We start from the raw sequence: 22,289 nt of genomic DNA, 5'->3' as shown, positions 1-22,289 counted from the left end.
TCTAGGCCGATCGAGCCACCGGTCAGGGCAGGCACGTGTCGGCTCGGTCACACGTGGGGTCGCGCCGGCGCTCCGAGCGTCCCGGTCGTCGTAGCCTGGGCCGTCAGGGGAGCCGAGCACGAGGAGCAGCCACCGTGTCGTCGTTCGCGGTACCAGGGGCCACGCTCGACTTCGACGTGACCGGTGCGGACGGGCCTGCGGTGGTGGCGCTGCACGGCCTCACGTCGAGCCGGCACCGCGAGGCGGCCCTGGGGCTCGACGTCGCCGGTGGGCTCGAGGGCGTGCGACTCCTTCGCTACGACGCCCGTGGGCACGGTCGGTCCACCGGGCGCGACCGCATCGGCGACTACTGCTGGCCGCAGCTGGCCGACGACCTCCACCTGCTCGTCGAACACGTGTTCGGTGGGGAAGTGGTGCACGGGATCGGGGCCTCCATGGGCACGGGGACGCTCCTGCACGCCGCCCTCGGCGACCCGGCCAGGTTCGCGACCCTCACGCTGATGATCCCGCCGACCGGTTGGCGGACCCGCGCGTCGAAGGCGTCGGAGTACGAGTGGGCGGCGCGGCTCGTCGAGTCCAGCGGCGTGGCGGCCTGGATGGCCGCCGGCGCAGGCGCTCCGCAGCCTCCGGCAACCCGAGGACGTCCTGACACCCTGCCCGACGTGCCACCGAGCCTGCTCCCGACGGTGCTGCGCGGAGCGGCGTCGTCGGACCTGCCGTCCAGGTCGTCCCTGACGACGCTGGACGTCCCGACACTGGTGCTGGCGTGGACTGCCGACCCGGCGCACCCGCTGGAGACCGCCGACGAGCTCGGCGCCGTCCTGCCGCACTGTCGCAGCGTCGTGGCGGAGGATCCGGACGACGTGCGCCGGTGGGTGAACGACCTGGCCGACCACGTCGGCGCGGTGGCCCCGACAGGCCACTCTCGCCCACTCTGACAATGCTCCGATAATGCACATTATGTCAAGTAAGCCTCCCGTGCCGGCCCTACCGCTGCCGAAGACTCCCCTGACCGAGCCAGGCATCACGACGTCCTCCGGTCCTAGGCTGCAGGCATGGCGGAGCGGTGGTCGGAACTCGAGTACGCAGCGCGGCGAGGAGCTCGATCGTGATCTGCCGTCGAGCCACACCCGCTGACGTCGATGCTCTCGTCGAGTTCCCCGACGACCCTGGACTGGTGGGCCTGCCGCGCGACCAGGTGCGCGACGACTTCGACGCCGGCCGCATGCGGCCGGAGTGGTCCTGGGTCCTCGAGGACGAAGGACGTCTGGTGGGCCGCGCGTTGTGGTGGGGTCGAGACGGGTCGACGCCCAGCGCCCTCGACGCCCTGGACGTCCTCCCGGAGGTCGATGACCCACGCACCGCTGCGGTGGACCTGCTGCGTGCCGGCCTCGGCGAGCACGCGGCGGCCGCCGGGAGCCAGCTCCCCTCGTTCACGGTGCGAGTCCCCGGTAGCTGGCGTGACGACGAGCGGTCCGTCCGCGCTGTGGCGTGGCGGTGCAAGGCGCTGGCCGACGTCGACATCACCGAGTCGCTCGAACGTCGCCAGTACGCGTGGACGCCGGAGTACGGGGTTCCGGCGGCCAGCACGCGGGTGAAGTTCCGGCCGGGCTCCGACGCGGAGTTTGTGGAGCTGTTCCGCCAGGCCGCCCGAGGCAGTCTCGACGTCGAGACCCGTCGAGCACTGGTGAGCACGGACGAGCTCAGCCAGGCCCGGGACGACGTCGAGTTCTACGCGGGCTGTCCAGGAGAACGCGCCTGGTGGAAGATCGCGACGGGCCGCGACGGCGAGGCGGTCGGCTTCATCGTGCCGTCGGCGACGCCCTACCACCGCAACGTGGGCTACCTCGGGGTGCTGCCGGGACACCGCGGGAAGGGACTCGTCGACGACCTGCTGGGCGAGGTGACCCGCGTGCACGCACAGGCGGGCGCCGACCGGATCACCGCCACCACCGACATGACGAACCTGCCGATGGCGACCGCGTTCGAGCGAGCCGGGTACCAGCTCACCGAGGTTCGCCTCGTCCTGGAGGCGCCTCGCTAGAGATCGTCCCGCAGCACGCTCGCGGGAACACCACCGACCAGCGTCCGCGGCGCGACGTCGCGCGTCACCACCGCACCTGCCGCGACGACGGCGTCGTCGCCCACGGTGACGCCCTGCAGGACAGTTGCTCCCGCGCCGATCCACACGCCGCGGCCGATGCGGACGGGTGCACATGTGGACACCGATCGCCGGGTCGAAGGATCGAGCGAGTGTCCCCCGCTGACGAGCTGCACATTCGGGCCGATCATCACGTCGTCGCCGATCTCCACACCGCCGACGACCACGACCGTGCACCCGTGGTTGACGAAGACGTTCCGGCCGAACCGGAGCCGGTTCCCCCCGTCGGGATGGAACGGCGGCACGACCCGGACCGACGAGTCCATCTCACGACCGGTGAGCTCCTCGAGGAGCGTGCGCATCGCCGCGAAGTCCCCCGGTGCCACTGCATTCAGACGTGGCCACATCTCCCAGGCGCGTTCGACCTCTCGCAGCATGGCCCGAGACTCCTCGGTCCCGCTGGCGAAGGCCCGCGGCCCTGTTCCGCGCACCGTCACGGTGTCCCCGTCGTCGACCATGCTCGGACCCTAGCCGCCAACGTACAGGGCAGGATCATCACGTGACTCCCCCGCACGATGCCGTCGAGCTGAGCGAGCACGACCTGCGGGTCGTCGCGGCGTTCGCACTGAAGTGCGCCGAGCCCGTGCTCCACCTGTTCGAGGCCGTCGCTCCTGACGACTCGCGTCCGCGGGAGGCGCTGGCCGCCGCGCGGGTGTTCGTCGCAGGCGCTCGACGGTCGGCCAGGCAGCGCACGGCCGCTCTGGAGGCGCACCGAGCCGCGCGTGAGGCCGGCGAGTCCCCCGCCAGGTACGCAGCGCGCGCAGCAGGAGACGCGGCCGCGGCCGCCTACCTGCACCCGATCGCCGCGTCCACCCAGGTCGGCCACATCCTGCGGGCCGCCGCCTGCGCGGCACATGCCGCGGCCCTGGCCGCCGACGACCCCGCCGAGGCCGACCGCGTCCTCGACGACGCTCGACACCTCGCCTCCCCCGCGCTCGTGGCGATCCTGCGCCGCTATCCCCCGGTGCCGACGGGTCGCACGCCGGTCGCCCGACTCATGACCCGCCTCGACGTGAGCCTGCGAAGCGCGGACGAGTAGCTCCACTCCCCCGTCCCGATGCTCCTGGCACCGAGGCGAACGCGGCGAAACTCGATGTCGGGCGTCGAATGTATGTTCGTTACATGACCTCGACGGACTCTCTCCTCGGCCTCGCGACGGATGCGTCGCGAGCGCTGTGGCGGGCCGAGGCGGCGCAGGCGGCGGCGGTGCTGGCGTTCGTGGACGGCCGCCGGTCCGACGCGGTCGCGGCCGGGCGGAGCGCGGCTTCGGCCGAGGACGCCCGGCAGGTCGCGATCCTGGAGGTCACGGTCGAGCTCGAGGTCGCGTCGGGCTTCGTCGCGCACCTGGTCGCGGCGACCAGGACCCTCACGACGGACCTGCCGACGGCGTGGGCCGCGCACAGCGCCGGAGAGCTCGATCGGGCGAAGGCCCGCGCGATCGCCTCGGCCCGGTGGCGCCTGCACGAGGTCGCGTCGGTGGAGCTGCTCGACGAGTCCGTCGTCCCCTACGCGACGACCCACACCCTGTCCCAGCTCAAGGGCTGGCTGCGCCGGTTCGTGACCCGGGTCGAGGCCGACGATGCTGCACGGCGCCGCCGCGAGGCGACCGCCCAGCGCCACGTGACCATCACGGCCATGGACGACGGGATGAGCCTGCTCCAGGCGTTCATCCCGACCCACGACGCCCTGCTGATCGAGCGCGAGCTGTCCCTGGCCGCCAAGGCCTCCCGTGCCGCCGACGCAGCCGACGACCGCCGCCTCTCCCAGGCCCGCGCCGACGTCCTGACCGACCGACTCCTCGCCCGCACCACCGACACCCCCGGCCGCGGCCGGTTCCACGTCGGCATCACCGTCCCCCTGGCCACCCTGCTGGGGCTGGACGACGAACCCGCCGTCACCGGCGACGGCCAGCACGCCGTCGACCCCACCCTGGTCCGCGAGCTCGCCACCACCCCCGGCACGCTGTTCAGTCGCCTCCTGACCGACGAGGCCGGCGGCATCCTCGACGTCACCGAGCTCGGCCGCTTCCCCACCGCCCCACTACGCCGCGCCCTCGAGCTCGTCGACGGCGTCTGCGACATCCCCACCTGCGACAAGCCCGCAGAAGCGTGCGACCTCGACCACCAGCGACCCTTCGACCCCGACCGCCCAGACCGCGGACCCACCACCGCAACGAACCTCCACCCACGATGTCGGTCCCACCACGGACTCAAGACCCGCGGAGCCCTCCCCGTCGACCACGACGAGGCCGGCACCACCCGATGGCACCTGCCCACCCGCACCGTGCCCGGACGCACCGCCTTCACCCGCACCTGGACGAGGAGGGCCGAACCCGTCGTCGTGCTCGCCGAGCACTACCCCGCCGCGGGGGCCTTCGAGTACGTCGCCGCCTGACGAGGCGTCGACAGCCGACGTCAGCGCCGATGCCGACCGACGCCGCGCCGTGCCCCGGGGCGTGCCGGAGGACCCTCCCCCGGCGACGCTGCGTCCACGACTGCTGGGTGAGCCGTCAGCACGTGGTGCCGAAGGACTGCGACGTCGCTCTCGTCGCACTCCAGGCGCAGCACCAGGACGCCCTCGTCACCCTCGAGCCAGCACAGCTCGACCTCGGGGGCCCGCACGAGCAGTCGCGTCGACACGCACAGGCTCGCCCCGGAGTCCGCAGGCATGTCGAAGGTCAGGACGGGCAACGACGACCTCCTCGCGACCCCCGATCGATGTCATCACCCCCAACGAGCGCGGAACCCCGGAGGTCACGACCCGACGGCTCGACTCCCCCGACCTGGAACACCCTCCCGGTCCCGGCGGCGCCGCACCCCCACGCGATGTGACGGGGGTCACGATAGGCTCGATGCACACCGACCGAGGCGTCTCGGGGGACGTCCGCACCGAGCGGGCGACGAGTCTGTCGGGTCGGCCGGGGGGACCACGTGCTCACAGACATCTTCCTGCCCGAGGTCATGGGCACCGCCACGCTCCTGCTGCTCGGCTGCGGCGTCGTCGCGAACGTCGCGCTGGCCAAGACGAACGGCAACGCCGGCGGCTTCCTCATGGTCAGCTTCGGCTGGGGCCTGGCGGTGTTCGCGGGCGTCTACGTCGCCTACAAGTCCGGCGCGCACATCAACCCCGCCGTGACCCTGGGGCTCGTCGCGTCCGGCGACGACCTCGGCGGCAACACCGCCGTCAAGGTGCTGGTGTACCTCGCCGCGCAGCTGCTCGGCGCCTTCATCGGCGCCACGCTGTGCTGGCTTGCCTACCGCGACCAGTTCGACGACCCGGAGAGCGATCCGGACGACAAGCTCGGCGTCTTCTGCACCGCACCGCAGATCGCGCGCACGTCCTCCAACCTCATCACCGAGATCATCGGCACCTTCGTCCTCGTGTTCGTGATCATCGCGTTCGGCAAGACACCCACCGAGCTCGGCCCCCTGGCCGTCGCGCTGCTCGTCGTCAGCATCGGCGCCAGCCTCGGCGGTCCCACGGGCTACGCCATCAACCCGGCGCGCGACCTGGGCCCACGCATCGCCCACTTCGTGCTGCCGATCAAGGACAAGCGCGACAGCAACTGGTCCTACTCCTGGATCCCTGTCGTCGGACCCGCCATCGGTGGCATCCTCGGAGGCCTCCTGGCCGCCGCCGCGAACTACGTCTGACCCGCACCCCGACCCCACACAGAATCGAGATTCGAGCATGGCCGACAACACGTACGTCCTCGCCATCGACCAGGGCACCACCTCGACCCGCGCGATGATCTTCGACCACGCAGGATCGGTGGTGGCCGTCGACCAGGTCGAGCACGAGCAGATCTTCCCGCGAGCCGGCTGGGTCGAGCACGACGCGCTCGAGATCTGGACCAACACGCGCGACGTCATCGGCGGCGCCCTGGCCAAGGCGAACTTCAACAGCAAGAACATCGCCGCGGTCGGCATCACCAACCAGCGCGAGACCGCCCTCGTGTGGGACAAGTCCAACGGACAGCCGATCTACAACGCGATCGTCTGGCAGGACACCCGCACCCAGAAGATCGTCGACGGCCTGGCAGCCGACGGCGGGCTCGACCGCTACAAGGAGACGGTCGGGCTGCCCCTGGCCACCTACTTCTCCGGGCCCAAGGTCCGCTGGATCCTCGACCACGTCGAGGGCGCCCAGGAGCGCGCCGAGGCCGGCGAGCTGCTGTTCGGCAACATGGACACCTGGGTGCTGTGGAACCTCACGGGCGGCGCGGAGAACGACGGTGTCCACGTCACCGACGTCACCAACGCGAGCCGCACGCTGCTGATGGACCTCGAGACCCTGCAGTGGGACGACAGCATCGCCGCCGACATGAACATCCCGCTGTCGATGCTGCCGGAGATCAGGTCGAGCTCGGAGGTGTACGGCGAGTGCAAGCCCGGCATCCTCAACGGCACCCCGGTCGCCGGCATCCTCGGCGACCAGCAGGCCGCGACCTTCGGGCAGGCCTGCCTGGAGAAGGGCGAGGCCAAGAACACCTACGGCACCGGCAACTTCATGCTGCTCAACACCGGCACCGAGGCCGTCCCGTCGGAGAACGGGCTGCTCACCACCGTCTGCTACAAGATCGGCGACGAGCCCACGGTGTACGCGCTCGAGGGCTCCATCGCCGTCACCGGGTCCCTCGTGCAGTGGGTCCGCGACAACCTCGGCCTCATCGGCAGCGCGCCGGAGATCGAGGACCTCGCGAAGCAGGTCGACGACAACGGCGGGGCGTACTTCGTGCCGGCGTTCTCGGGCCTGTTCGCCCCGCACTGGCGCCCCGACGCACGCGGCGCCCTGGTGGGCCTGACGCGCTACGTGAACCGGGGCCACATCGCCCGGGCGGTGCTGGAGTCCACGGCGTACCAGACGCGCGAGGTGCTCGACGCCATGAACGCCGACTCCGGCGTCCCGCTCACCGAGCTGCGCGTCGACGGCGGCATGGTCGTCAACGAGACCCTCATGCAGTTCCAGGCCGACATCCTCGGCGTCGACGTCGTCCGCCCGAAGGTCGCCGAGACCACCGCGCTCGGCGCTGCGTACGCCGCGGGTCTGGCCGTCGGCTACTGGGAGAACGAGGACGACATCCGCACCAACTGGGGCGAGGACAAGCGGTGGACGCCGCAGATGCCCGAGGACGAGCGCGAGAAGTACTACCGCAGCTGGAAGAAGGCCGTCACCAAGACCCTCGACTGGGTCGACGACGACGTCGACTGAGGATCGGCCGAGCGGCCGGTGTCGTTCCTCCTGCCTAGAGTGGTGGCAGGAGGAACGATGTCCGACGACCCGCGACGCCGAGCGGCGCACTACCGCCTCGGTGACGACCCGGCGCCCGACACGTCGCGCGCTCCCGACCCGGACGCCGCTGACGAGGGCGCGGGCCCCGCACGCGGGCGGCGCCCCGAGGACCAGGCTCTCTACGTCGACGGCCAGATCCGAGCCGCGATCGCCCGCGGCGACTTCGACGACCTGCCGCTGGCCGGCAAGCCGTTGCCGCCCCGGGTCTTCCGCCACGATCCCGACTGGTGGCTCAAGCAGCTGATCGAGCGCGAGAACGTCTCCGGCGTCCTGCCACCCGCCCTGGCGCTGCGCAAGGAGGACGCCGAGCTCGACGACCTCCTCGACTCCACCGGCTCGGAGGAACGCGTCCGCGAGATGCTCGCGGACTTCAACCGTCGCGTCGTCGAGGCACGACGCCAGCTCCAGGGCGGTCCGCCGGTCATCACCCCGACCCGCGACGTCGACGACGAGGTGCGCGCCTGGCGCGAGCGCCTGCGCCGGCGGGCTGCGGCACGCCCCTCCCCTCCCCCGCCCCGGCGGGTGTCGTGGCGCGATCGCCTCCGCGCCCGACGCGGCGGCGCGTGACCGACGAAGGGCTGCGCCGCACCTGGCGCAGCACCGCACCCCTCGACGTCTGGCGCACGTTGTCGACCCTGCGCCGCGGCCCCGCCGACCCCGCCTTCCGCGGCCGGGGTGCCGAGGTCTGGCGCGCCACGCGACCGCCGTCGGGCCCGGCCACGCTCCACCTGCGCCAGCTGGACGCTCACGTCGTGGAGGCCGTGGCGTGGGGTCCGGGTGCGGCCGAGGTGCTCGACGAGCTGCCTGCGTGCCTCGGCGGGGACCAGCCGCACCGCCCTCCCCTGGCCCACCCCGTGGTCGCCGACGCCCATCGACGACACCCCGGGCTCCGGGTACCCCGCACCCGTCGGGTGGTCGAGGCGCTCGTCCCGGCGATCATCGAGCAGAAGGTCCTGGGTGCCGACGCCTTCCTCTCGTGGCGCCAGCTGCTCACACGGCACGGTGAGGTCCCGCCGGGTCCGGCGCCGTCGGGCATGCGGCTGCCGCTGACGGCCGAGGCATGGGCGGCGCTGCCCTCGTGGGAGTGGCACCGGGCCGGGGTCGACCCCAAGCGGTACCGGACGGTGCAGGCCGTCACGCGTCTGGGCGAGTCCCTCGAGCGACTCGCCGACCGCGAGCCCACCGACGCCTCGGCCGCCCTGCGGTCGCTGCCAGGAGTCGGCGTCTGGACCGCGGCCGAGGTCGGCTCGCGGGCCTTCGGCGACACCGACGCGGTGCCGTTCGGCGACTACCACCTGGCCAGCACGGTCGGGACCGCCCTGCTCGGTCACCGGCTCGAGCACGACCACGAGGTGGCGGAGGTGCTGGAGCCGTTCCGGCCCCACCGCTTCCTGGCGCTGCGCCTCATGCAGCTGAGCCCACACGTCCGGGTCGAGCGGCACGGGGCCCGCATGTCACGCGTCGACCACCGCGCCCGCTGAGGGATCTCACCGACGCCGCGCGTAGCGTGGCGTCGTGCCGTCCTGGTTCCGAGCCGCGCTCGCGCTCTTCGCCGTGGGATGGGGCGCGAACCAGTTCGCCGCCCTGCTGCCGGTGTACCGGGAGGTCGACGGAGCCACCGCCGGTCAGGTCACCGCGCTGTTCGGCGCCTACGCGGTGGGGCTGGTCCCCGCCCTGCTGCTCGTGGCCCCGGTCTCGGACCGGATCGGACGCGGCCGCGTCCTGCGCCCGGTGCTCGTGCTGTCCTTCGTCGCCACCGTCGTCCTGATGGTGGGCGGGCACTCGCTCACCCTGCTGCTCGTCGGTCGCCTCCTGGCCGGCGTCGCGAGCGGCGCCGCGTTCGCACCCGGCACCGCGTGGGTCAAGGAGCTGTCCGACGCCGCGCCCGGCACCGGTGCGCGCCGGGCGGCGATCGCGCTGTCGGCCGGGTTCGGCACCGGTCCGCTCGTCACCGGGGTGCTGGCGCAGTGGGCACCGGCGCCCACGGTGCTGCCGTACGTGCCGCACCTGGTGCTCACCGTCGCGGTCGCGGTGCTCCTGCGTCCGGCGCCGGAGCCCGATCCGGACGACGTCGCCACCAGCGATCCCGACGCCGCGACCCTGCGTCAGGTGCTCGGCTCGCGCCGGTTCCTGACCCAGGTCGTGCCGACGGCCCCGTGGGTGTTCGGCACGGCGACCCTCGCCTTCGCCACGCTGCCTGCGGTCGTCGACGTCCCCGGCCCGGCCTACGCGCTGGTCGGGGCGCTCGTCTTCCTGACCCTCGGCACCGGGGTCGCGCTGCAGCCGTACGGCCGCAGGCTCGCCACCGGCGTCACGCTCGCCGTGGGCATGGGAGCGGGTGTGGCCGGGTTCGGCGTGGGGGCGCTCGCCGCCACCACCGGCGCGTCCTGGCTGGTCGTCCCGGCCTGCATGCTGCTGGGCACGGCCTACGGCTTCGTCCTGGTGGCCGGACTCCGGACGGTCGAGACGATCACCCCGGCACGGGACCTGGCCACGGTGAACGCCGTCTTCTACAGCCTCACCTACGTCGGCTTCGCGGCGCCGTACCTCGCGACCCTGCTGCTGTCGTGGCTGGACGGCACCCAGACGATGCTGCTGCTCGCCGGTCTCACCGCGGCCTCCGCGCTCGTCGCAATCGCCGGTCGCCGCACCTCAGCGACCCGCTGAGCGGGCGATCCTCACCAGCTCCTCGGCGAGCTCGCTCGGTCGGGTCAGGGCGTTGAGGTGGCCGCCCGGCACCTCGGTCACCCCCAGGCCGAGCCGCTCCTGTGCGACGCGTCGTTGGAAGTCGGGCGGGAAGAGCCGGTCGTCGTCGGCGACGAGCACGACCGTGGGGACGTCGGGCCAGGCGTCGGCCGGCCAGACGGACCCGAAGGAGGCGTCGGACTCGTCGCGGTCCTGGTCAGCGACCTCGGTCAGCACGTCGTCGGCGGCGTCGTGGAAGAAGACCGCGAGCGGGTCGAAAGGAGCCTGAGGATCGCGACCGGCCGCCGCCTCGGCCTCGCGCCGGGCGCCCGAGAGGCCCACGGCCGACCACCACGCGCCGCCGGACTCGCCCGGGGACGGGATCATCGCGTTCAGCAGCACCAGCAGGTCGACCGGCTCCCGCGCGGCGGCCGCCGACGTGCTGAACCCGCCGAAGGACTGACCGACGAGCACCACGGGTCCAGGCGTCTCCCGCGCCGAGTGGATGGCGTCGACGACCAACGCCACGTAGCCGTCGAGGTCGACCGTCGGGTCCGGACCGGGGAGGTCGACGACCACGCACCGGTGGCCGGCGGCCTCGAGCAACGGGGTGAGCCGGCTCCAGCTCCACGGTGCCCCTCCCGCGCCGGGGACGAGGACGAAGGTGGCCGGTCCGCTCATCGGAAGCGGTCGGGGTCGCCGGCGCCCTCGCGGACGATCTCGGGGACGCCGTCCACGAAGTCGACCACCGTGGTGGGCTCGGCGACCACGTCGCCGGACTCCACCACCGCGTCGACGAGGTGGTCCAGCTCCTCCTTCACCAGCCACCCCTCGGTCATGGGCTCGTCGTGGTCGGGCAGGATCAACGTGCTCGACAGGATCGGCTCCCCCAGCGACTCCAGGAGCGCGCGCACGACCACGTGGTCGGGGATCCGCACGCCCACCGTCTTCTTCTTCGGGTGCAGCATCCGCCGGGGAACCTCGCGGGTGGCCGGCAGGATGAACGTGTACGGGCCGGGCGTCGCGCTCTTGACGGCACGGAAGATCGCGTTGTCGACGTGCACCAGCTGGCCGAGCTGGGCGAAGTCCTTGCACACGAGCGTGAAGTGGTGCTTGTCGTCGAGCCGACGGATGCTGCGGATCCGGTCCAGGGCCTCCTGGTTCCCGGGCGCGGCGCCGAGGGCGTAGCCGGAGTCCGTCGGATAGGCGATCAGACCGCCGTCGCGCAGGATCGCGGTGGCCTGCTCGACCGCGCGGGGCTGGGGGTTCTCCGGGTGGATCTCGAGGTAGCGCGCCATGGCTCGACCCTACGAGCCCGGTGCCGTCCGGTCACCCCCGTCAGGTCGACCAGAATCGCCAAGAGATCTTTGCAAAGACTCCTTTGTGATCTAGCCTCGCGTCATGACCGACGAGTGCGACGCCCCGACCGCCGACAGCGTCACCCCGTCCCCGACGGGACTGCGAGCCCTCAGCCACCCGCTGCGCCTGCGCCTGCTCGGTCTGCTGCGGCTCGAGGGACCCGCCACCGCGTCCGAGCTCGCCGCGCGGACCGGGACGTCGTCGGGAGCGACCTCGTACCACCTGCGCCAGCTCGCGGTGCACGGCTTCGTCGAGGACGCCGGCGACGACGTCGACGCCCGGACCCGGCGGTGGCGTGCCTCGCACCGCAGCACGTCGACCGGCAGCCCCCGCGATTCCGACGAGCTCGCAGCCGTCGACGCCTTCGCCCAGGCGGTCGCGGTCGTGCACGCCGAGCAGATGCAGCGCGCCGTCGAGGAGTTCTCTCTGCTGCCCCAGGCCTGGCGCTCGGCCTCGACCCTGAGCGACTACGTGCGGCGCCTGCGCCCCGAGACGGCCCAGCGGCTCGTCGAACGGCTGGAGGCGGTGCTCGAGGAGGTGCAGGACGAGGACCACCCCGAGGCCCGTCCCGTCGTGGTGCGCCTGCACGCCAACCCCTGGCCCGGGAGCGTGACGGGAACGTGACCGGGCGTCCGCTCACCGACCGGGGTCGGCGGGTCCTGGCCGCCTGGCTGCTCGCCGACGCCCTCGCGCTCACCGGGACGCGGCTGGCCGCGGTCGCCCTCCCCTGGCTCGCCCTCACGACCACGGGATCCGCCACCGCGGCGGGCGTGGTGGCCTTCGCCGAGCTCGCTCCCCTCGTCGTGGCGAAGGTGCTGTCGGGGCCGGCCATCGACCGCCTCGGCGCCCGGCGCGTGGCGGTCGGCTGCGACGCCGCGAGCGCGTTCACGGTCGCCGCCATCCCCGCGCTGCACCATCTCGAGGCGCTCTCCTTTCCCGCGCTCCTCGTGCTCGTCGCCGCCACCGGCGCCCTGCGCGGTCCGGCCGACGCCGCCCGGCACAGCCTCGTCCCGGTGCTCGCGGAGTCCACGCGACAGCCCATGGAGCGCGTCACGGGGCTGGCGTCCACGGTCGAGCGCACCTCGAGCCTCGTGGGCGCGGCGCTGGCAGCGGGCCTGGTCGCCCTCGTGGGCGCCGCGGACGCCCTGGCCGTGAACGCCGCGGGGCTCGCGCTCGCGGCGGTCGTCCTGGGCCTCGGAGCCCGCTCGGTCGGCCGTGGCGTGCCGGCCGACGACGATCCTCACTCCTACCTCGCGCGGCTGCGCGCGGGGTGGCAGTTCCTGCGCCGCGACCCCGTGATCCTGGCGCTCACGGTCATGATCGCGTTCACCAACCTGCTGGACGTCGCGTTCACCGCGATCCTCCTGCCCGTCTGGGCCGTCGAGACCGGGTCCGGGGTCGGCGCGGTGGGACTGCTGCTCGCGGTCATGGCGGGGACGTCGGTCGTCGGCTCGCTCGTGGCGGCCGCGTGGGCCGACCGGATGCCCCGGTTCGCCGTCTACGTCGTCGCGTTCGTGGTGTGCGGCCTGCCCCGGTTCGCCGTGCTCGCCTGGTCCGACGTCACCTCGGCACCGGTGGTCGTCATGGCCGTGGCCGGACTCGCCTCCGGGTTCCTCAACCCGGTCGTGGGAGCCGTGTTCTTCGAGCGCATCCCGCGACACCTCGTGGGCCGGGTCGGCGCGATGTCGACCGCCGTGGCCTGGGGCCTGATGCCGTTCGGGGGTCTCGTGGGCAGCGCCCTGCTCGCCCTGCTGGACCTGCGGGCCGCCCTCCTGGTGGCCGGCGTGCTCTACCTCGTGACCACGCTGGCACCGGTCGTGGACCGTCGCTTCCGGGCCATGGACCGCGTGACCGTCGAGGTGTCCTAGCGCACCTGTCCACGATGCGGCGACCGCTCTCACCGCTCGGGACCGCCGCCTACGCTGGGACCATGTCCGAGACCATCCCGCCCGCGGGACCGACGCTCGCCGAGCGTCGCGCCCGTCAGGTCGCCCACGACGAGGCCCGCGTGGAGCACCACCGCACCCGCGAGGCCGTGCTCGGCCCGCGACGCGACCCGGCCTCCCTGCGCGCCGTCGCCGAGCAGGCCGAGGCCCGGTTCGCCGACCAGCCGGCCGGCCCGGACGGCACCCGCGCGGTGCTCGCCTGGGTCGCGGAGGAGTTCGGGTACCGCACGGCAGTCGCGTGCTCCATGGCCGACGCCGTGCTCCCCCACGTGGTCGCGCAGCACCTGCCCTGGGTCGACACGCTGTTCCTCGAGACCGGGTACCACTTCGCCGAGACGATCGGCACCCGCGACGCCGTCGAGTCGTCCATGGAGCTCACGATCGTCGACGTCAAGCCGCGCCAGAGCGTGGCCGAGCAGGACGCCGAGCACGGCAAGGACCTCTTCGCCCGCGACCCGGGCCTGTGCTGCCACCTGCGCAAGGTCGAGCCGCTCACCCGCACCCTCGGCGCGTACGAGGTGTGGATCACGGGCGTCCGCCGCGACGAGGGCCCGACGCGTGCCGACACGCCGCTCGTCACCTGGGACGAGAAGAACCAGCTGGTCAAGGTCAACCCGCTCGCTGCTTGGACCTTCGACGAGGTGCTCGCCTACGCCGACGAGCACGACGTGATCGTCAACCCGCTCGTCAACGACGGCTACCCCTCCATCGGGTGCGCGCCGTGCACTCGGCGGGTCGCCCCGGGCGAGGACCCCCGCGCCGGCCGCTGGGCCGGCGTCGACAAGACCGAGTGCGGCCTGCACACGTGAGCGCCCCCGCACGACCGCCGAGATCGAGAAGGAACGCATGACCGTCGTCGACGACGCGCCCGGCACGGCCGGCCGCCCGACCTACCGGCTCGACCAGCTCTCCTGGTTGGAGTCGGAGGCCATCCACATCATCCGCGAGGTGGCGGCGGAGTTCGAGCGGCCCGTGCTGCTCTTCTCCGGCGGCAAGGACTCGGTCGTCATGCTGCACCTGGCCACGAAGGCCTTCTGGCCGGCGCCGGTGCCGTTCCCGGTCATGCACGTCGACACGGGCCACAACTTCCCCGAGGTGCTCGCCTTCCGCGACGCCACGGTCGAGCGGCTCGGCCTGCGCCTCGAGGTCGCGTCGGTGCAGGACTACATCGACGACGGCCGTCTTCGCGAGCGCAGCGACGGCACCCGCAACCAGCTGCAGACCCAGCCGCTGCTCGACGGGATCACCGACCACAAGTTCGACGCGGTCTTCGGCGGCGGCCGTCGCGACGAGGAGAAGGCCCGCGCCAAGGAGCGGGTGTTCAGCCTGCGCGACGAGTTCGGCCAGTGGGACCCCCGCAACCAGCGCCCCGAGCTGTGGAACCTCTACAACGGCCGCCACCGTCCGGGTGAGCACGTGCGGGTCTTCCCGCTGAGCAACTGGACCGAGCTCGACGTCTGGCAGTACATCGCCGCCGAGGACATCGCGCTGCCGGAGCTCTACTACGCGCACGAGCGCGACGTCTTCGAGCGCGACGGGATGCTCGTCAGCGTCAGCGACGTCTCGCAGCCGCGGCCCGGCGAGACCGTCGAGCGCCGACTGGTCCGCTACCGCACCGTCGGCGACATGTCCTGCACCGGTGCGGTCGAGAGCGACGCCGCCACCGTCGACGACGTCGTCGTCGAGGTCGCGGCCACGCGTCTGACCGAGCGGGGAGCCACCCGGGCCGACGACCGCGCGTCCGAGGCCGCCATGGAGGACCGCAAGAAGGAGGGGTACTTCTGATGCGCACGCTGCCCACCAAGACGCTGCTCAGGCTCGCCACGGCCGGCTCCGTCGACGACGGCAAGTCGACGCTCGTCGGTCGGCTCCTCTACGACTCCAAGTCGGTGCTCGCCGACCAGTTCGACGCCGTCGAGCGGGTCAGCCGCGACCGCGGCCTCGCCTCCGCCGACCTGGCGCTGCTGACCGACGGCCTGCGCTCGGAGCGCGAGCAGGGCATCACGATCGACGTGGCCTACCGGTACTTCGCGACCGCCGAGCGGTCGTTCATCCTCGCTGACTGCCCCGGGCACGTGCAGTACACGCGCAACACCGTCACCGGCGCCAGCACCGCCGACGTCGTGGTGCTGCTCGTCGACGCCCGCAAGGGGCTGCAGGAGCAGACCCGTCGACACCTCGCGGTCGCGTCGCTGCTGCGGGTGCCGCACGTGGTCGTGGTCGTCAACAAGATCGACCTGGTCGGCTTCGACGAGGCCACCTACGAGCGCGTCGCGCACGAGGTCGTCACCTCGGCGGCGTCCCTGGGTCTCACCGACGTCACCACGATCCCGGTGTCCGCCCTCGACGGCGACAACGTGGTGGAGCGGTCGGTGCGCACCCCCTGGTACGACGGACCGAGCCTCCTCACGTTCCTGGAGACGCTCTCGCCCGCGGGCGAGCCGCACTCCGAGCCCCTGCGCTTCCCCGTCCAGCTCGTCATCCGGCCTCAGGCGGCCGGCGGCGAGGAGCACCGCGACTACCGCGGGTACGCGGGGCAGATCGCGTCGGGTCTCGTCCGCCCGGGCGACCCGGTCACGGTGCTGCCGAGCGGCCGCACGAGCACCGTCGCCGCCATCGACACGGCCGACGGCGAGCTGACGGAGGCCTTCGCACCGCAGTCGGTCACCCTGCGGCTCACCGACGACGTCGACGTCGCGCGCGGAGACCTCATCGTCACCTCCCGCAGCGTCCCGTCGCTCACCCAGGACGTGGACGGCACGATCGCCTGGCTCGCCGACCACTCGCTGGCGCCGCGGACGAAGGTCCTCGTGAAGCACGGCACCAGGACGGTGCAGGCGATGGTCACCGAGATCACCGGCCGGCTCGACCTCGAGACCGCCAGCCTCGACGCGGCCGACCGCCTGGAGCTCAACGACATCGGCCACGTGCGCCTGAGGCTGGCCTCGCCCGTCCCGGCCGAGGAGTACCTGCACGCCCGCGCAGGTGGCTCGTTCCTGCTCGTCGACGCCCAGGACGGCACGACCCTCGCGGCCGGCATGGTCGGCGACGCGTTGCTCGCGACCGCCTCGGTCTGATCATGCCGCTGCCGCTGACCCTGCGCCCCGAGGGACGCCGTGTGGTGGTCGTCGGGGGTGGCAACGTGGCGACCCGACGGGTCCACGCCCTGCTGGCGGCCGAGGCCGACCTCGTGGTGGTCTCCCCCACGGTGAGCGCACGCATCCGGGAGCTCGCGGTCGAGGGCCGACTGGCCTGGATCGAGCGTGGGTACCGCCCGGGCGACCTCGACGGCGCCTGGCTCGTGCAGACCGCCACCGACACCCCGGTCGACGACCAGGTGGCCGCCGACGCCGAGCAGGCACGCGTGTGGTGCCTGAAGGGGGGCGACCCCGACGGGGCGACCGCCTGGATGCCGGCGGTCGCCGCGGTCGACGACGTGCACGTCGCGGTCAGCGGCGGTGGCGACGCCCGTCGAGCCTCCACGCTGCGCGACGCCGTCGCGGCGGCCCTGCAGTCCGGCGACCTCCCGCTGCGGCACCGGACCCACCACCCCGAGGGCTTCGTGGCCCTCGTGGGCGGGGGCCCCGGCAGCGCCGACCTCCTGACCACGCGCGGGCGGCGTCTTCTCGCCGAGGCCGACGTCGTGGTGGTCGACCGCCTCGCCCCGCTCGACGTGCTCGCGGAGCTGCCGGCCGACGTCGAGGTGATCGACGTGGGCAAGCTGCCCGACCACCACCCGGTCCCGCAGGACGAGATCAACCGGCTCCTCGTCGAGCACGCCCGCGCCGGCAAGGTCGTCGTGCGGCTCAAGGGCGGGGATCCCTACGTGCTCGGTCGCGGCGGCGAGGAGCGCCTGGCGTGCGAGGCCGCCGGGGTGGCCGTGGAGGTCGTCCCCGGGGTCACGAGCGCGATCGCCGTGCCGGCGGCTGCCGGCATCCCCGTGACCCATCGCGGCGTGGCCACGGGGTTCAGCGTGGTCACGGCCCACGACGAGCTCGGTGAGCTGCCCGTGTCCCCGGGCCACACGATCGTGATGCTCATGGGCGTGCGCCGGCTCGCCGAGAGCGCGCACAGCCTCGTCGCGGCGGGGCACGCGCCCGGCACACCGGTGGCGGTGGTCGAGCGTGGCTTCGCCCCCGACCAGCGCACGACCGTCGGCACCCTCGGCACGATCGCCGACCTCTGCGTCCAGCGGGGAGTCCGCTCCCCCGCCGTCACCGTCGTGGGCGAGGTCGTGCGGCTCTCCCCCGACTGGGCCTCCTGACACGACCCCCACCACACGTCACCATGACGACATGAGGTCCGCCCGCGTCGTCGTCGGTGGCGTCGCGCTGCTCGCCGCGCTCCTCCCGGCCTGCAGCCCGGACCCGCAGGACGCTCCACTGCCCGACGGCGTGAGCGCCCTCGTCGACCAGGGCCGCATGCAGCGTCAGGACCGTGGGGCGTTCGTGCGGATCAGCAACCGCAGCGACCGCGACCTGGTCGTCTCCGACCTGGTGCTGACCTCCAGCCGCTCCCGCGCCGTCGTCTGGACCGGCACCGAGACGGTGGGAGCGGGGTACGACACCGACGTGGTCGTCACGATCCCCCGTGGGCGGTGCGGTGGCACGACGCGTTACACCGTGACCCTGACCTACCGGGTCGGTGACGACGGCGAACGACGATCCACCCTCGCCGTCGAGGACCGCTACGGGGCCGTGACGCGGGTCCTGGACGGCGACTGCGCCCGCGCGACGCTGGAAGGAGCCGCGCGGCTGGACGTCGGCCTGCCGGTGGAGGACGGCGGTGCACTGCGCATCCCGATCACGCTCACGCCGCGCGATCGGGCGAGCGCGGTCCGGATCGTGGGCTACCGCCCCACGCCGCTCGTCCGGCCCACCCGTGGGTCCGCGACCGACGTGGCGGTCGGTGGCGCTCCGGTACGCGCCGACCTCGTCCTCGAGCCGGCGCGCTGCGACCCGCACGCGATCGCCGAGGACAAGGTGGGTCGCCTCGTCCCCGTCGAGGTCTCCGCTCCCGGTCTGCCCGACGGGACCACCTTCGTCCTGCCGCTCGACCGTCAGCGCCGGACCGCGATCCTCGACTACGTGCGGTCGGCCTGCGGCCTGGACTGAGCCTGGCCCGCGGTGCGGTGCAGCCACCACAGGCCCACGAACGGCAGCACCAGGGGGATGTACCCGTACCCGGCACCGAAGTCGGACCACACCGTCTGGTCGGGGAACAGCGCACCGTCGACGAGCGACAGCACACCGACGCCGAGCACCCCCACCAGCTCGAAGCCCACGGCGGCGACGGCCAGCCGGTGCCGGTCCGTCGCGAGCGCCACGGTCGCCACGACGTAGACGACGCCGGCGACGGCGGAGAGGGTGTAGGCCACCGGGGCCTCGTCCGCCTTCACGAGGAGCTGGTAGACCGACCGTGCCGTGGCCGCGACGGCGAAGACCGCGTAGACGGCGACGAGGGCGCGGCCCGGCCCGGTGGACGTGCGACCCGGCGACGGGGCGGACGACTCAGACATAGGTTCCCTTCCAGATGCCCAGGAGCCGCACCATGAGGGCGGCCACGGTCAGGAGCGCCACCACGACGACCCCCGTGCCCCAGCGACTCTTCTCGGCGATCCCCCAGAGGACGGCCGCCGGCGGGATCACCACGACGGTCACGAGGTAGGAGACGAAGAGCCCACCCGCGACGTCGCGGTCCGTGCCGGCCAGCGCCACGAAGGCCCCGACCATCACCACGAGGAGCACGGCCTCCAGCACGGCGACGGCGTAGAAGAGCGGATTGCCGAACGGGGCGTCCCGGACCGTGTGGCCCGCCGCGAACACGGCCACCACGGTCGCGAGGAGTGCCACGCCGTAGGCGATCGTGTCGGTCACGTCAGGCTGGTCCTCTGGTGGCGTCGTCGTCGTGGTCGTGGCGGCCGTCCGCCCGTGCGCCGACGATCCGCAGGACCGAGTCTTCCACGAACGCGTTCCAGGCCCGCACCCGCCGGAACATGTAGTGCCCGGCGCCGGCGAGCGACTCCCAGGTGGCCTCGGTGGCCACCCGTCGAGCACGTTCCACGAAGTCGGCGCTGAGCCGTGCCGACGTCCACCGGTCCATCGTGCCGTGCAGGACGTGCAGGGCACGTCCGGAGAGCGCGCCCACGGGCTCACCCTGCGGCAGCCACGGCGCCAGGGCCACGACACCGACCACCGAGGGGTCGTCGGCCGCGCGGCACGCGGTGCGCCCACCCATCGAGTGCCCGACGAGGACGACCGGCAGGTCGCCGTGCCGCTCGCGGAGCGCGGAGAGAGCCGAGCGCGCGTCGGCCACGGGCCACGGGCGGGCCGCGTCGTTCCATCCGCGTGCGCGGTACTGCAGCAGGTGCACCGCCAGGTGCTCACGGCGAGCGGTGCGCGCGAACGCCTTCGACAGCAGGGCCATCCGCCACCAGCTCGCGTGCCGGTTGCGCACCGGCTCCTCGCTCTGCTGCCGGCCTCCGTGCAGCATCAGCACGACGGCCCTCGGCCGCTGGGGGACGTGCACGTCGTCCAGGCGACCCGATCGCTGCTCGGCGTCCATGCGACCACGGTGGCACAGCGGGACCACGGTCGCAGGGCGAGCAGAGGGTCCCGCCTAGGATGTTGTGAGAACTCCTCCCCTGCACCACCCATCCGACTCGAAGGCAGCCGCGAATGGCACGTAGAAGCTTGTTCGGGAAGGAGTCGCGCATGAGCCAGTCAGCAGCCGATCGGCTCGCCGCCGTTCCCGAGTCCCAGGAACCCGTCGAGCCCGACGACCTCTTGGTCCTCGTCGCACGAGGGGACGAGACGGCCTTCGCCGCTCTCTACGACGCCCTGGGTGCCACCGTGTTCGGGATGGCCCGCCGGGTCATCCGCGACCCCGCGCGGGCCGAGGAGGTCGCCCAGGAGGTCTTCCTCCAGGTCTGGCAGACCGCCGCCCGCTTCGACCCGGCCCGTGGCAGTGCCAAGAGCTGGGTGCTGACGCTGGCCCACCGCCGCGCGGTCGACGCCGTCCGGCACGACCAGGCCGCCACCAACCGCGAGAACAGCTATGACTGGTCCCCCGGCGTCGACCACGACCAGGTGCTCGAGACCGTCACGGTGCGGCTGGAGCACGAGCAGGTGCGTCGCTGCCTGGAGGGACTCACCGACCTGCAGCGCGAGGCCGTCAACCTCGCGTACTACCAGGGATACACGTACGCGGAGGTCGCCCAGGTGCTCGACGCCAACCCGGCCACCGTCAAGACCCGCATGCGCGACGGGCTGATCCGCCTGCGCGACTGCCTCGGGGTGGAGGCCTCATGACCACCGATCTGCACGGACTCGCCGCGCCGTACGCGCTCGACGCCCTCGACCCCCACGAGCGGGGCCGCTTCGAGGCCCACCTCGACCAGTGTGCCGAGTGCAGGCAGGAGCTCCGCGGCTTCCACCTGACCGCTGCACGCCTGGCCGAGGCCGAGGCCGACAGTCCGCCGCTCGCCCTGCGCGACCGGCTCCTGGCCGAGGTGGCCACCACCGCCCAGGAGCGGCCGGTGGTCACGTCGATCGCCCAGCACAGCCGGGTGCGGCGAGCCGTGCCCCGCCTGCTGGTCGCGGCGTCCTTCCTGGTGGCCGCGGTGTCCGTCGGTGGGTACCTCGTCGAGCACGACCGGGCCGAGGAGCTGCGGGCCGACACCGCAGGCATCAGCGCGGTCATGGTGGCCGACGACGCGACCATGCTGGACGGGAGCGTGCGCACCGGGGGCACGATGCGCATCGTCGCCTCCCCGTCGCACGACGCGGCCGTCGTCATGGGCACCGATCTCGAGACGCTCGACGACGACCACGTCTACCAGGTCTGGGCGATGCACGACGGGATCCCGCGCTCCGTCGGCGTCCTCGGACGCGGAGCCGGGATGATGTACGCGAAGTCGATCAGCGGTGCCGACGCGTTCGCCGTCACCGTCGAGCCCGACGGAGGGTCGCCGGCCCCGACGACCGACCCGGTCGCCGAGATGGACGCCTGAGGCTCGACGCCCCTGCTCGACCCTGGCGGTCGGCCGGTCGGCGCGGTACGTCACGATGACGTTCGTGTCCGACCCGATCGTGCTCGTCTCCCCCGCCATGGCCGTGCCGTCGCGCTTCTACCGGCCCCTCGTCGCCGCCTTCGAGGACGTGGGGTGGCAGGCGCGCGCGCTCGGCCGACGAGGTTTCGAGCCGGACACCCCGGTCGCCTCCCGCTCGGCCGACTGGTCCTACGGCGACGAGATCGCCGACCTCGCCGACGCGGTCTCGGCCGCCCGTCGTGAGGACCCCGAGCGCCCCGTCCTGCTGATGGGCCACAGCCTCGGGGCGCAGCTCGCGATCGGCCTTCAGAGCAGCGCCGACCCCGGACGCACGGCCGACGGCCTCGTGCTCGTCGGCGCCTCCGTCCCGCACCACCGGTACTACCCCTACGGAGGGCTGCCGATGCTGGCGTTCGCCTCGGCCGTCCCCGTCCTCGCCCGGGTCCTCGGGCACCTGCCCAAGCCTGCGTTCGGCGCACCCGGTGCCGCCACGCTCATGCGGGAGTGGGCGCACTTCGTGCGCACCGGCGAGCCTCCGTTCGACGCCTCGTCCAAGGTGTCGACGCCGACCTTCGTCGTGCACCTCCAGGCCGACGCCTACGCCGTGTCGGCGGCCAACAAGCGCTTCATCGAGCTGTTCTGCGAGCCGTCGGCGGTCACCCGCTGGGTGTACACGCAGGACGCCACCCCCGACGGCGGGACCACCGACCACGTGCAGTGGGTGCGTCACCCCTCCGTCGTGGTCGACCGGGTCGTCCGTTGGTGGGGCGACGCGGCCGACCGACGCTGAGGTCCC

26 protein-coding genes are annotated in these 22,289 nt (G+C 73.1%); 19 read left to right on the top strand and 7 right to left on the bottom strand.

The annotated features are described in order from the left end of the window. The first annotated feature begins 134 nt into the window (after positions 1 to 134). Together ASF37_RS00445 and ASF37_RS00440 are read left to right on the top strand one after the other, a co-directional pair. On the top strand, positions 135 to 938 hold the full coding sequence (locus tag ASF37_RS00445; protein ID WP_056578501.1) for an alpha/beta fold hydrolase: 804 nt from the start codon (positions 135 to 137) through the stop codon (positions 936 to 938). Positions 939 to 1,108: 170 nt separating this feature from the next. Next, the gene (locus ASF37_RS00440) at positions 1,109 to 2,044 is read left to right on the top strand and encodes a GNAT family N-acetyltransferase (RefSeq protein WP_200931153.1); all 936 of its coding nucleotides are present in this window, start codon (positions 1,109 to 1,111) and stop codon (positions 2,042 to 2,044) included. Here the strand turns inward: ASF37_RS00440 and ASF37_RS00435 are convergent. Further along, positions 2,041 to 2,619, bottom strand: a complete 579-nt coding sequence (locus ASF37_RS00435) for a DapH/DapD/GlmU-related protein (protein ID WP_235499929.1) — start codon at positions 2,617 to 2,619, stop codon at positions 2,041 to 2,043. The two genes, ASF37_RS00440 and ASF37_RS00435, sit on opposite strands and share 4 nt — an antisense overlap. A 41-nt stretch (positions 2,620 to 2,660) precedes the next feature. Here ASF37_RS00435 and ASF37_RS00430 point away from each other — a divergent pair, with 41 nt between their 5' ends. Together ASF37_RS00430 and ASF37_RS00425 are read left to right on the top strand one after the other, a co-directional pair. Next, entirely contained in the window at positions 2,661 to 3,200 is a 540-nt protein-coding gene (locus tag ASF37_RS00430) for a putative immunity protein (RefSeq protein WP_056578499.1), read from the top strand. Between the two features lie 83 nt (positions 3,201 to 3,283). Then, positions 3,284 to 4,555 (top strand): HNH endonuclease signature motif containing protein, encoded by a 1,272-nt coding sequence (locus ASF37_RS00425; protein ID WP_056578496.1) that lies wholly within the window; start codon positions 3,284 to 3,286, stop codon positions 4,553 to 4,555. Between the two features lie 20 nt (positions 4,556 to 4,575). Here the strand turns inward: ASF37_RS00425 and ASF37_RS00420 are convergent, their stop codons facing one another. Then, positions 4,576 to 4,851, bottom strand: a complete 276-nt coding sequence (locus ASF37_RS00420; protein WP_056573147.1) for a hypothetical protein — start codon at positions 4,849 to 4,851, stop codon at positions 4,576 to 4,578. Positions 4,852 to 5,091: 240 nt separating this feature from the next. Here ASF37_RS00420 and ASF37_RS00415 point away from each other — a divergent pair, with 240 nt between their 5' ends. Genes ASF37_RS00415 through ASF37_RS00395 form a run of 5 tightly spaced genes read left to right on the top strand, consistent with a single transcriptional unit; the run spans position 5,092 to position 10,120 of the window. Further along, positions 5,092 to 5,814 (top strand): MIP/aquaporin family protein, encoded by a 723-nt coding sequence (locus ASF37_RS00415; protein WP_255353795.1) that lies wholly within the window; start codon positions 5,092 to 5,094, stop codon positions 5,812 to 5,814. Between the two features lie 37 nt (positions 5,815 to 5,851). Beyond that, entirely contained in the window at positions 5,852 to 7,372 is a 1,521-nt protein-coding gene (gene glpK / locus ASF37_RS00410; RefSeq protein WP_056578493.1) for a glycerol kinase GlpK, read from the top strand. Between the two features lie 57 nt (positions 7,373 to 7,429). After that, on the top strand, positions 7,430 to 8,020 hold the full coding sequence (locus ASF37_RS00405; RefSeq protein ID WP_056578490.1) for a DUF1992 domain-containing protein: 591 nt from the start codon (positions 7,430 to 7,432) through the stop codon (positions 8,018 to 8,020). Beyond that, a complete protein-coding gene (locus tag ASF37_RS00400) occupies positions 8,017 to 8,934 on the top strand; it encodes a DNA-3-methyladenine glycosylase (RefSeq protein WP_056578487.1) in 918 nt (305 codons plus the stop codon). Before ASF37_RS00405 ends, ASF37_RS00400 begins: the two co-directional genes overlap by 4 nt. A 34-nt stretch (positions 8,935 to 8,968) precedes the next feature. Beyond that, a complete protein-coding gene (locus ASF37_RS00395; protein ID WP_056554701.1) occupies positions 8,969 to 10,120 on the top strand; it encodes an MFS transporter in 1,152 nt (383 codons plus the stop codon). Here the strand turns inward: ASF37_RS00395 and ASF37_RS00390 are convergent. Together ASF37_RS00390 and ASF37_RS00385 are read right to left on the bottom strand one after the other, a co-directional pair. Continuing rightward, positions 10,106 to 10,819, bottom strand: coding sequence for an alpha/beta fold hydrolase (locus ASF37_RS00390; protein WP_055968312.1), 714 nt, complete (start codon positions 10,817 to 10,819; stop codon positions 10,106 to 10,108). The genes ASF37_RS00395 and ASF37_RS00390 overlap by 15 nt on opposite strands. Continuing rightward, positions 10,816 to 11,436 (bottom strand): L-threonylcarbamoyladenylate synthase, encoded by a 621-nt coding sequence (locus ASF37_RS00385; protein ID WP_055968315.1) that lies wholly within the window; start codon positions 11,434 to 11,436, stop codon positions 10,816 to 10,818. The genes ASF37_RS00390 and ASF37_RS00385 overlap by 4 nt, the downstream gene beginning before the upstream one ends. 103 nt (positions 11,437 to 11,539) lie before the next feature. Between ASF37_RS00385 and ASF37_RS00380 the strand changes: the two genes are divergently transcribed. From ASF37_RS00380 to ASF37_RS00350, 7 genes are all read left to right on the top strand, one after another. Beyond that, positions 11,540 to 12,121 (top strand): winged helix-turn-helix domain-containing protein, encoded by a 582-nt coding sequence (locus tag ASF37_RS00380; RefSeq protein WP_056573167.1) that lies wholly within the window; start codon positions 11,540 to 11,542, stop codon positions 12,119 to 12,121. Then, on the top strand, positions 12,118 to 13,365 hold the full coding sequence (locus ASF37_RS00375; protein WP_056573170.1) for an MFS transporter: 1,248 nt from the start codon (positions 12,118 to 12,120) through the stop codon (positions 13,363 to 13,365). The genes ASF37_RS00380 and ASF37_RS00375 overlap by 4 nt, the downstream gene beginning before the upstream one ends. A gap of 62 nt (positions 13,366 to 13,427) precedes the next feature. After that, entirely contained in the window at positions 13,428 to 14,252 is an 825-nt protein-coding gene (locus tag ASF37_RS00370; RefSeq protein WP_082480214.1) for a phosphoadenylyl-sulfate reductase, read from the top strand. 37 nt (positions 14,253 to 14,289) lie between these two features. Beyond that, the gene (cysD, locus tag ASF37_RS00365) at positions 14,290 to 15,228 is read left to right on the top strand and encodes a sulfate adenylyltransferase subunit CysD (protein ID WP_056573172.1); all 939 of its coding nucleotides are present in this window, start codon (positions 14,290 to 14,292) and stop codon (positions 15,226 to 15,228) included. Beyond that, complete coding sequence (locus ASF37_RS00360) at positions 15,228 to 16,520, top strand: sulfate adenylyltransferase subunit 1 (protein WP_056578484.1); 1,293 nt, start codon at positions 15,228 to 15,230, stop codon at positions 16,518 to 16,520. Before cysD ends, ASF37_RS00360 begins: the two co-directional genes overlap by 1 nt. Before the next feature lie 2 nt (positions 16,521 to 16,522). Continuing rightward, positions 16,523 to 17,707, top strand: coding sequence for a uroporphyrinogen-III C-methyltransferase (cobA, locus tag ASF37_RS00355; protein WP_055968325.1), 1,185 nt, complete (start codon positions 16,523 to 16,525; stop codon positions 17,705 to 17,707). Between the two features lie 31 nt (positions 17,708 to 17,738). Continuing rightward, complete coding sequence (locus tag ASF37_RS00350) at positions 17,739 to 18,557, top strand: hypothetical protein (protein ID WP_056578482.1); 819 nt, start codon at positions 17,739 to 17,741, stop codon at positions 18,555 to 18,557. On the opposite strand, the gene ASF37_RS00345 is transcribed toward ASF37_RS00350, so the two are convergent. From ASF37_RS00345 to ASF37_RS00335, 3 genes are read right to left on the bottom strand one after another with little or no spacing between them, the layout of a single operon-like run. Next, a complete protein-coding gene (locus ASF37_RS00345) occupies positions 18,527 to 18,961 on the bottom strand; it encodes a hypothetical protein (RefSeq protein ID WP_055968329.1) in 435 nt (144 codons plus the stop codon). The two genes, ASF37_RS00350 and ASF37_RS00345, sit on opposite strands and share 31 nt — an antisense overlap. Further along, the gene (locus tag ASF37_RS00340; protein WP_055968332.1) at positions 18,954 to 19,319 is read right to left on the bottom strand and encodes a hypothetical protein; all 366 of its coding nucleotides are present in this window, start codon (positions 19,317 to 19,319) and stop codon (positions 18,954 to 18,956) included. The genes ASF37_RS00345 and ASF37_RS00340 overlap by 8 nt, the downstream gene beginning before the upstream one ends. Position 19,320: 1 nt before the next feature. Next, entirely contained in the window at positions 19,321 to 20,007 is a 687-nt protein-coding gene (locus ASF37_RS00335) for an alpha/beta hydrolase (protein ID WP_055968334.1), read from the bottom strand. Positions 20,008 to 20,156: 149 nt separating this feature from the next. Between ASF37_RS00335 and sigK the strand changes: the two genes are divergently transcribed. The 3 genes from sigK (at position 20,157) to ASF37_RS00320 (ending at position 22,283) form a co-directional block, all read left to right on the top strand. Continuing rightward, complete coding sequence (gene sigK, locus ASF37_RS00330) at positions 20,157 to 20,753, top strand: ECF RNA polymerase sigma factor SigK (protein WP_055968337.1); 597 nt, start codon at positions 20,157 to 20,159, stop codon at positions 20,751 to 20,753. Next, positions 20,750 to 21,454 carry an anti-sigma factor domain-containing protein gene (locus ASF37_RS00325; protein WP_055968339.1) on the top strand — a complete coding sequence of 235 codons (705 nt, stop codon included), beginning with the start codon at positions 20,750 to 20,752 and terminating at the stop codon, positions 21,452 to 21,454. The genes sigK and ASF37_RS00325 overlap by 4 nt, the downstream gene beginning before the upstream one ends. Before the next feature lie 64 nt (positions 21,455 to 21,518). Next, positions 21,519 to 22,283 carry an alpha/beta fold hydrolase gene (locus ASF37_RS00320; protein WP_235499928.1) on the top strand — a complete coding sequence of 255 codons (765 nt, stop codon included), beginning with the start codon at positions 21,519 to 21,521 and terminating at the stop codon, positions 22,281 to 22,283. Positions 22,284 to 22,289 lie beyond the last annotated feature (6 nt).

Origin of the sequence: Aeromicrobium sp. Leaf289 (assembly GCF_001423335.1) — a bacterium.
In the GTDB taxonomy this organism is placed as follows: domain Bacteria; phylum Actinomycetota; class Actinomycetes; order Propionibacteriales; family Nocardioidaceae; genus Aeromicrobium.
This window is presented reverse-complemented; position numbering and strand designations above follow the sequence as displayed.

What these genes read in the sequence shown, in the direction of transcription:
- ASF37_RS00390 (WP_055968312.1), bottom strand. Translation starts at nt 10,819, where the DNA reads ATGAGCGGACCGGCCACCTTCGTCCTCGTCCCCGGCGCGGGAGGGGCA.
- ASF37_RS00435 (WP_235499929.1), bottom strand. Translation starts at nt 2,619, where the DNA reads ATGGTCGACGACGGGGACACCGTGACGGTGCGCGGAACAGGGCCGCGG.
- ASF37_RS00350 (WP_056578482.1), top strand. Translation starts at nt 17,739, where the DNA reads ATGAGGTCCGCCCGCGTCGTCGTCGGTGGCGTCGCGCTGCTCGCCGCG.
- cobA (WP_055968325.1), top strand. Translation starts at nt 16,523, where the DNA reads ATGCCGCTGCCGCTGACCCTGCGCCCCGAGGGACGCCGTGTGGTGGTC.
- ASF37_RS00370 (WP_082480214.1), top strand. Translation starts at nt 13,428, where the DNA reads ATGTCCGAGACCATCCCGCCCGCGGGACCGACGCTCGCCGAGCGTCGC.
- ASF37_RS00325 (WP_055968339.1), top strand. Translation starts at nt 20,750, where the DNA reads ATGACCACCGATCTGCACGGACTCGCCGCGCCGTACGCGCTCGACGCC.
- ASF37_RS00345 (WP_055968329.1), bottom strand. Translation starts at nt 18,961, where the DNA reads ATGTCTGAGTCGTCCGCCCCGTCGCCGGGTCGCACGTCCACCGGGCCG.
- glpK (WP_056578493.1), top strand. Translation starts at nt 5,852, where the DNA reads ATGGCCGACAACACGTACGTCCTCGCCATCGACCAGGGCACCACCTCG.
- ASF37_RS00425 (WP_056578496.1), top strand. Translation starts at nt 3,284, where the DNA reads ATGACCTCGACGGACTCTCTCCTCGGCCTCGCGACGGATGCGTCGCGA.
- cysD (WP_056573172.1), top strand. Translation starts at nt 14,290, where the DNA reads ATGACCGTCGTCGACGACGCGCCCGGCACGGCCGGCCGCCCGACCTAC.
- ASF37_RS00360 (WP_056578484.1), top strand. Translation starts at nt 15,228, where the DNA reads ATGCGCACGCTGCCCACCAAGACGCTGCTCAGGCTCGCCACGGCCGGC.
- ASF37_RS00405 (WP_056578490.1), top strand. Translation starts at nt 7,430, where the DNA reads ATGTCCGACGACCCGCGACGCCGAGCGGCGCACTACCGCCTCGGTGAC.
- sigK (WP_055968337.1), top strand. Translation starts at nt 20,157, where the DNA reads ATGAGCCAGTCAGCAGCCGATCGGCTCGCCGCCGTTCCCGAGTCCCAG.
- ASF37_RS00380 (WP_056573167.1), top strand. Translation starts at nt 11,540, where the DNA reads ATGACCGACGAGTGCGACGCCCCGACCGCCGACAGCGTCACCCCGTCC.
- ASF37_RS00385 (WP_055968315.1), bottom strand. Translation starts at nt 11,436, where the DNA reads ATGGCGCGCTACCTCGAGATCCACCCGGAGAACCCCCAGCCCCGCGCG.
- ASF37_RS00335 (WP_055968334.1), bottom strand. Translation starts at nt 20,007, where the DNA reads ATGGACGCCGAGCAGCGATCGGGTCGCCTGGACGACGTGCACGTCCCC.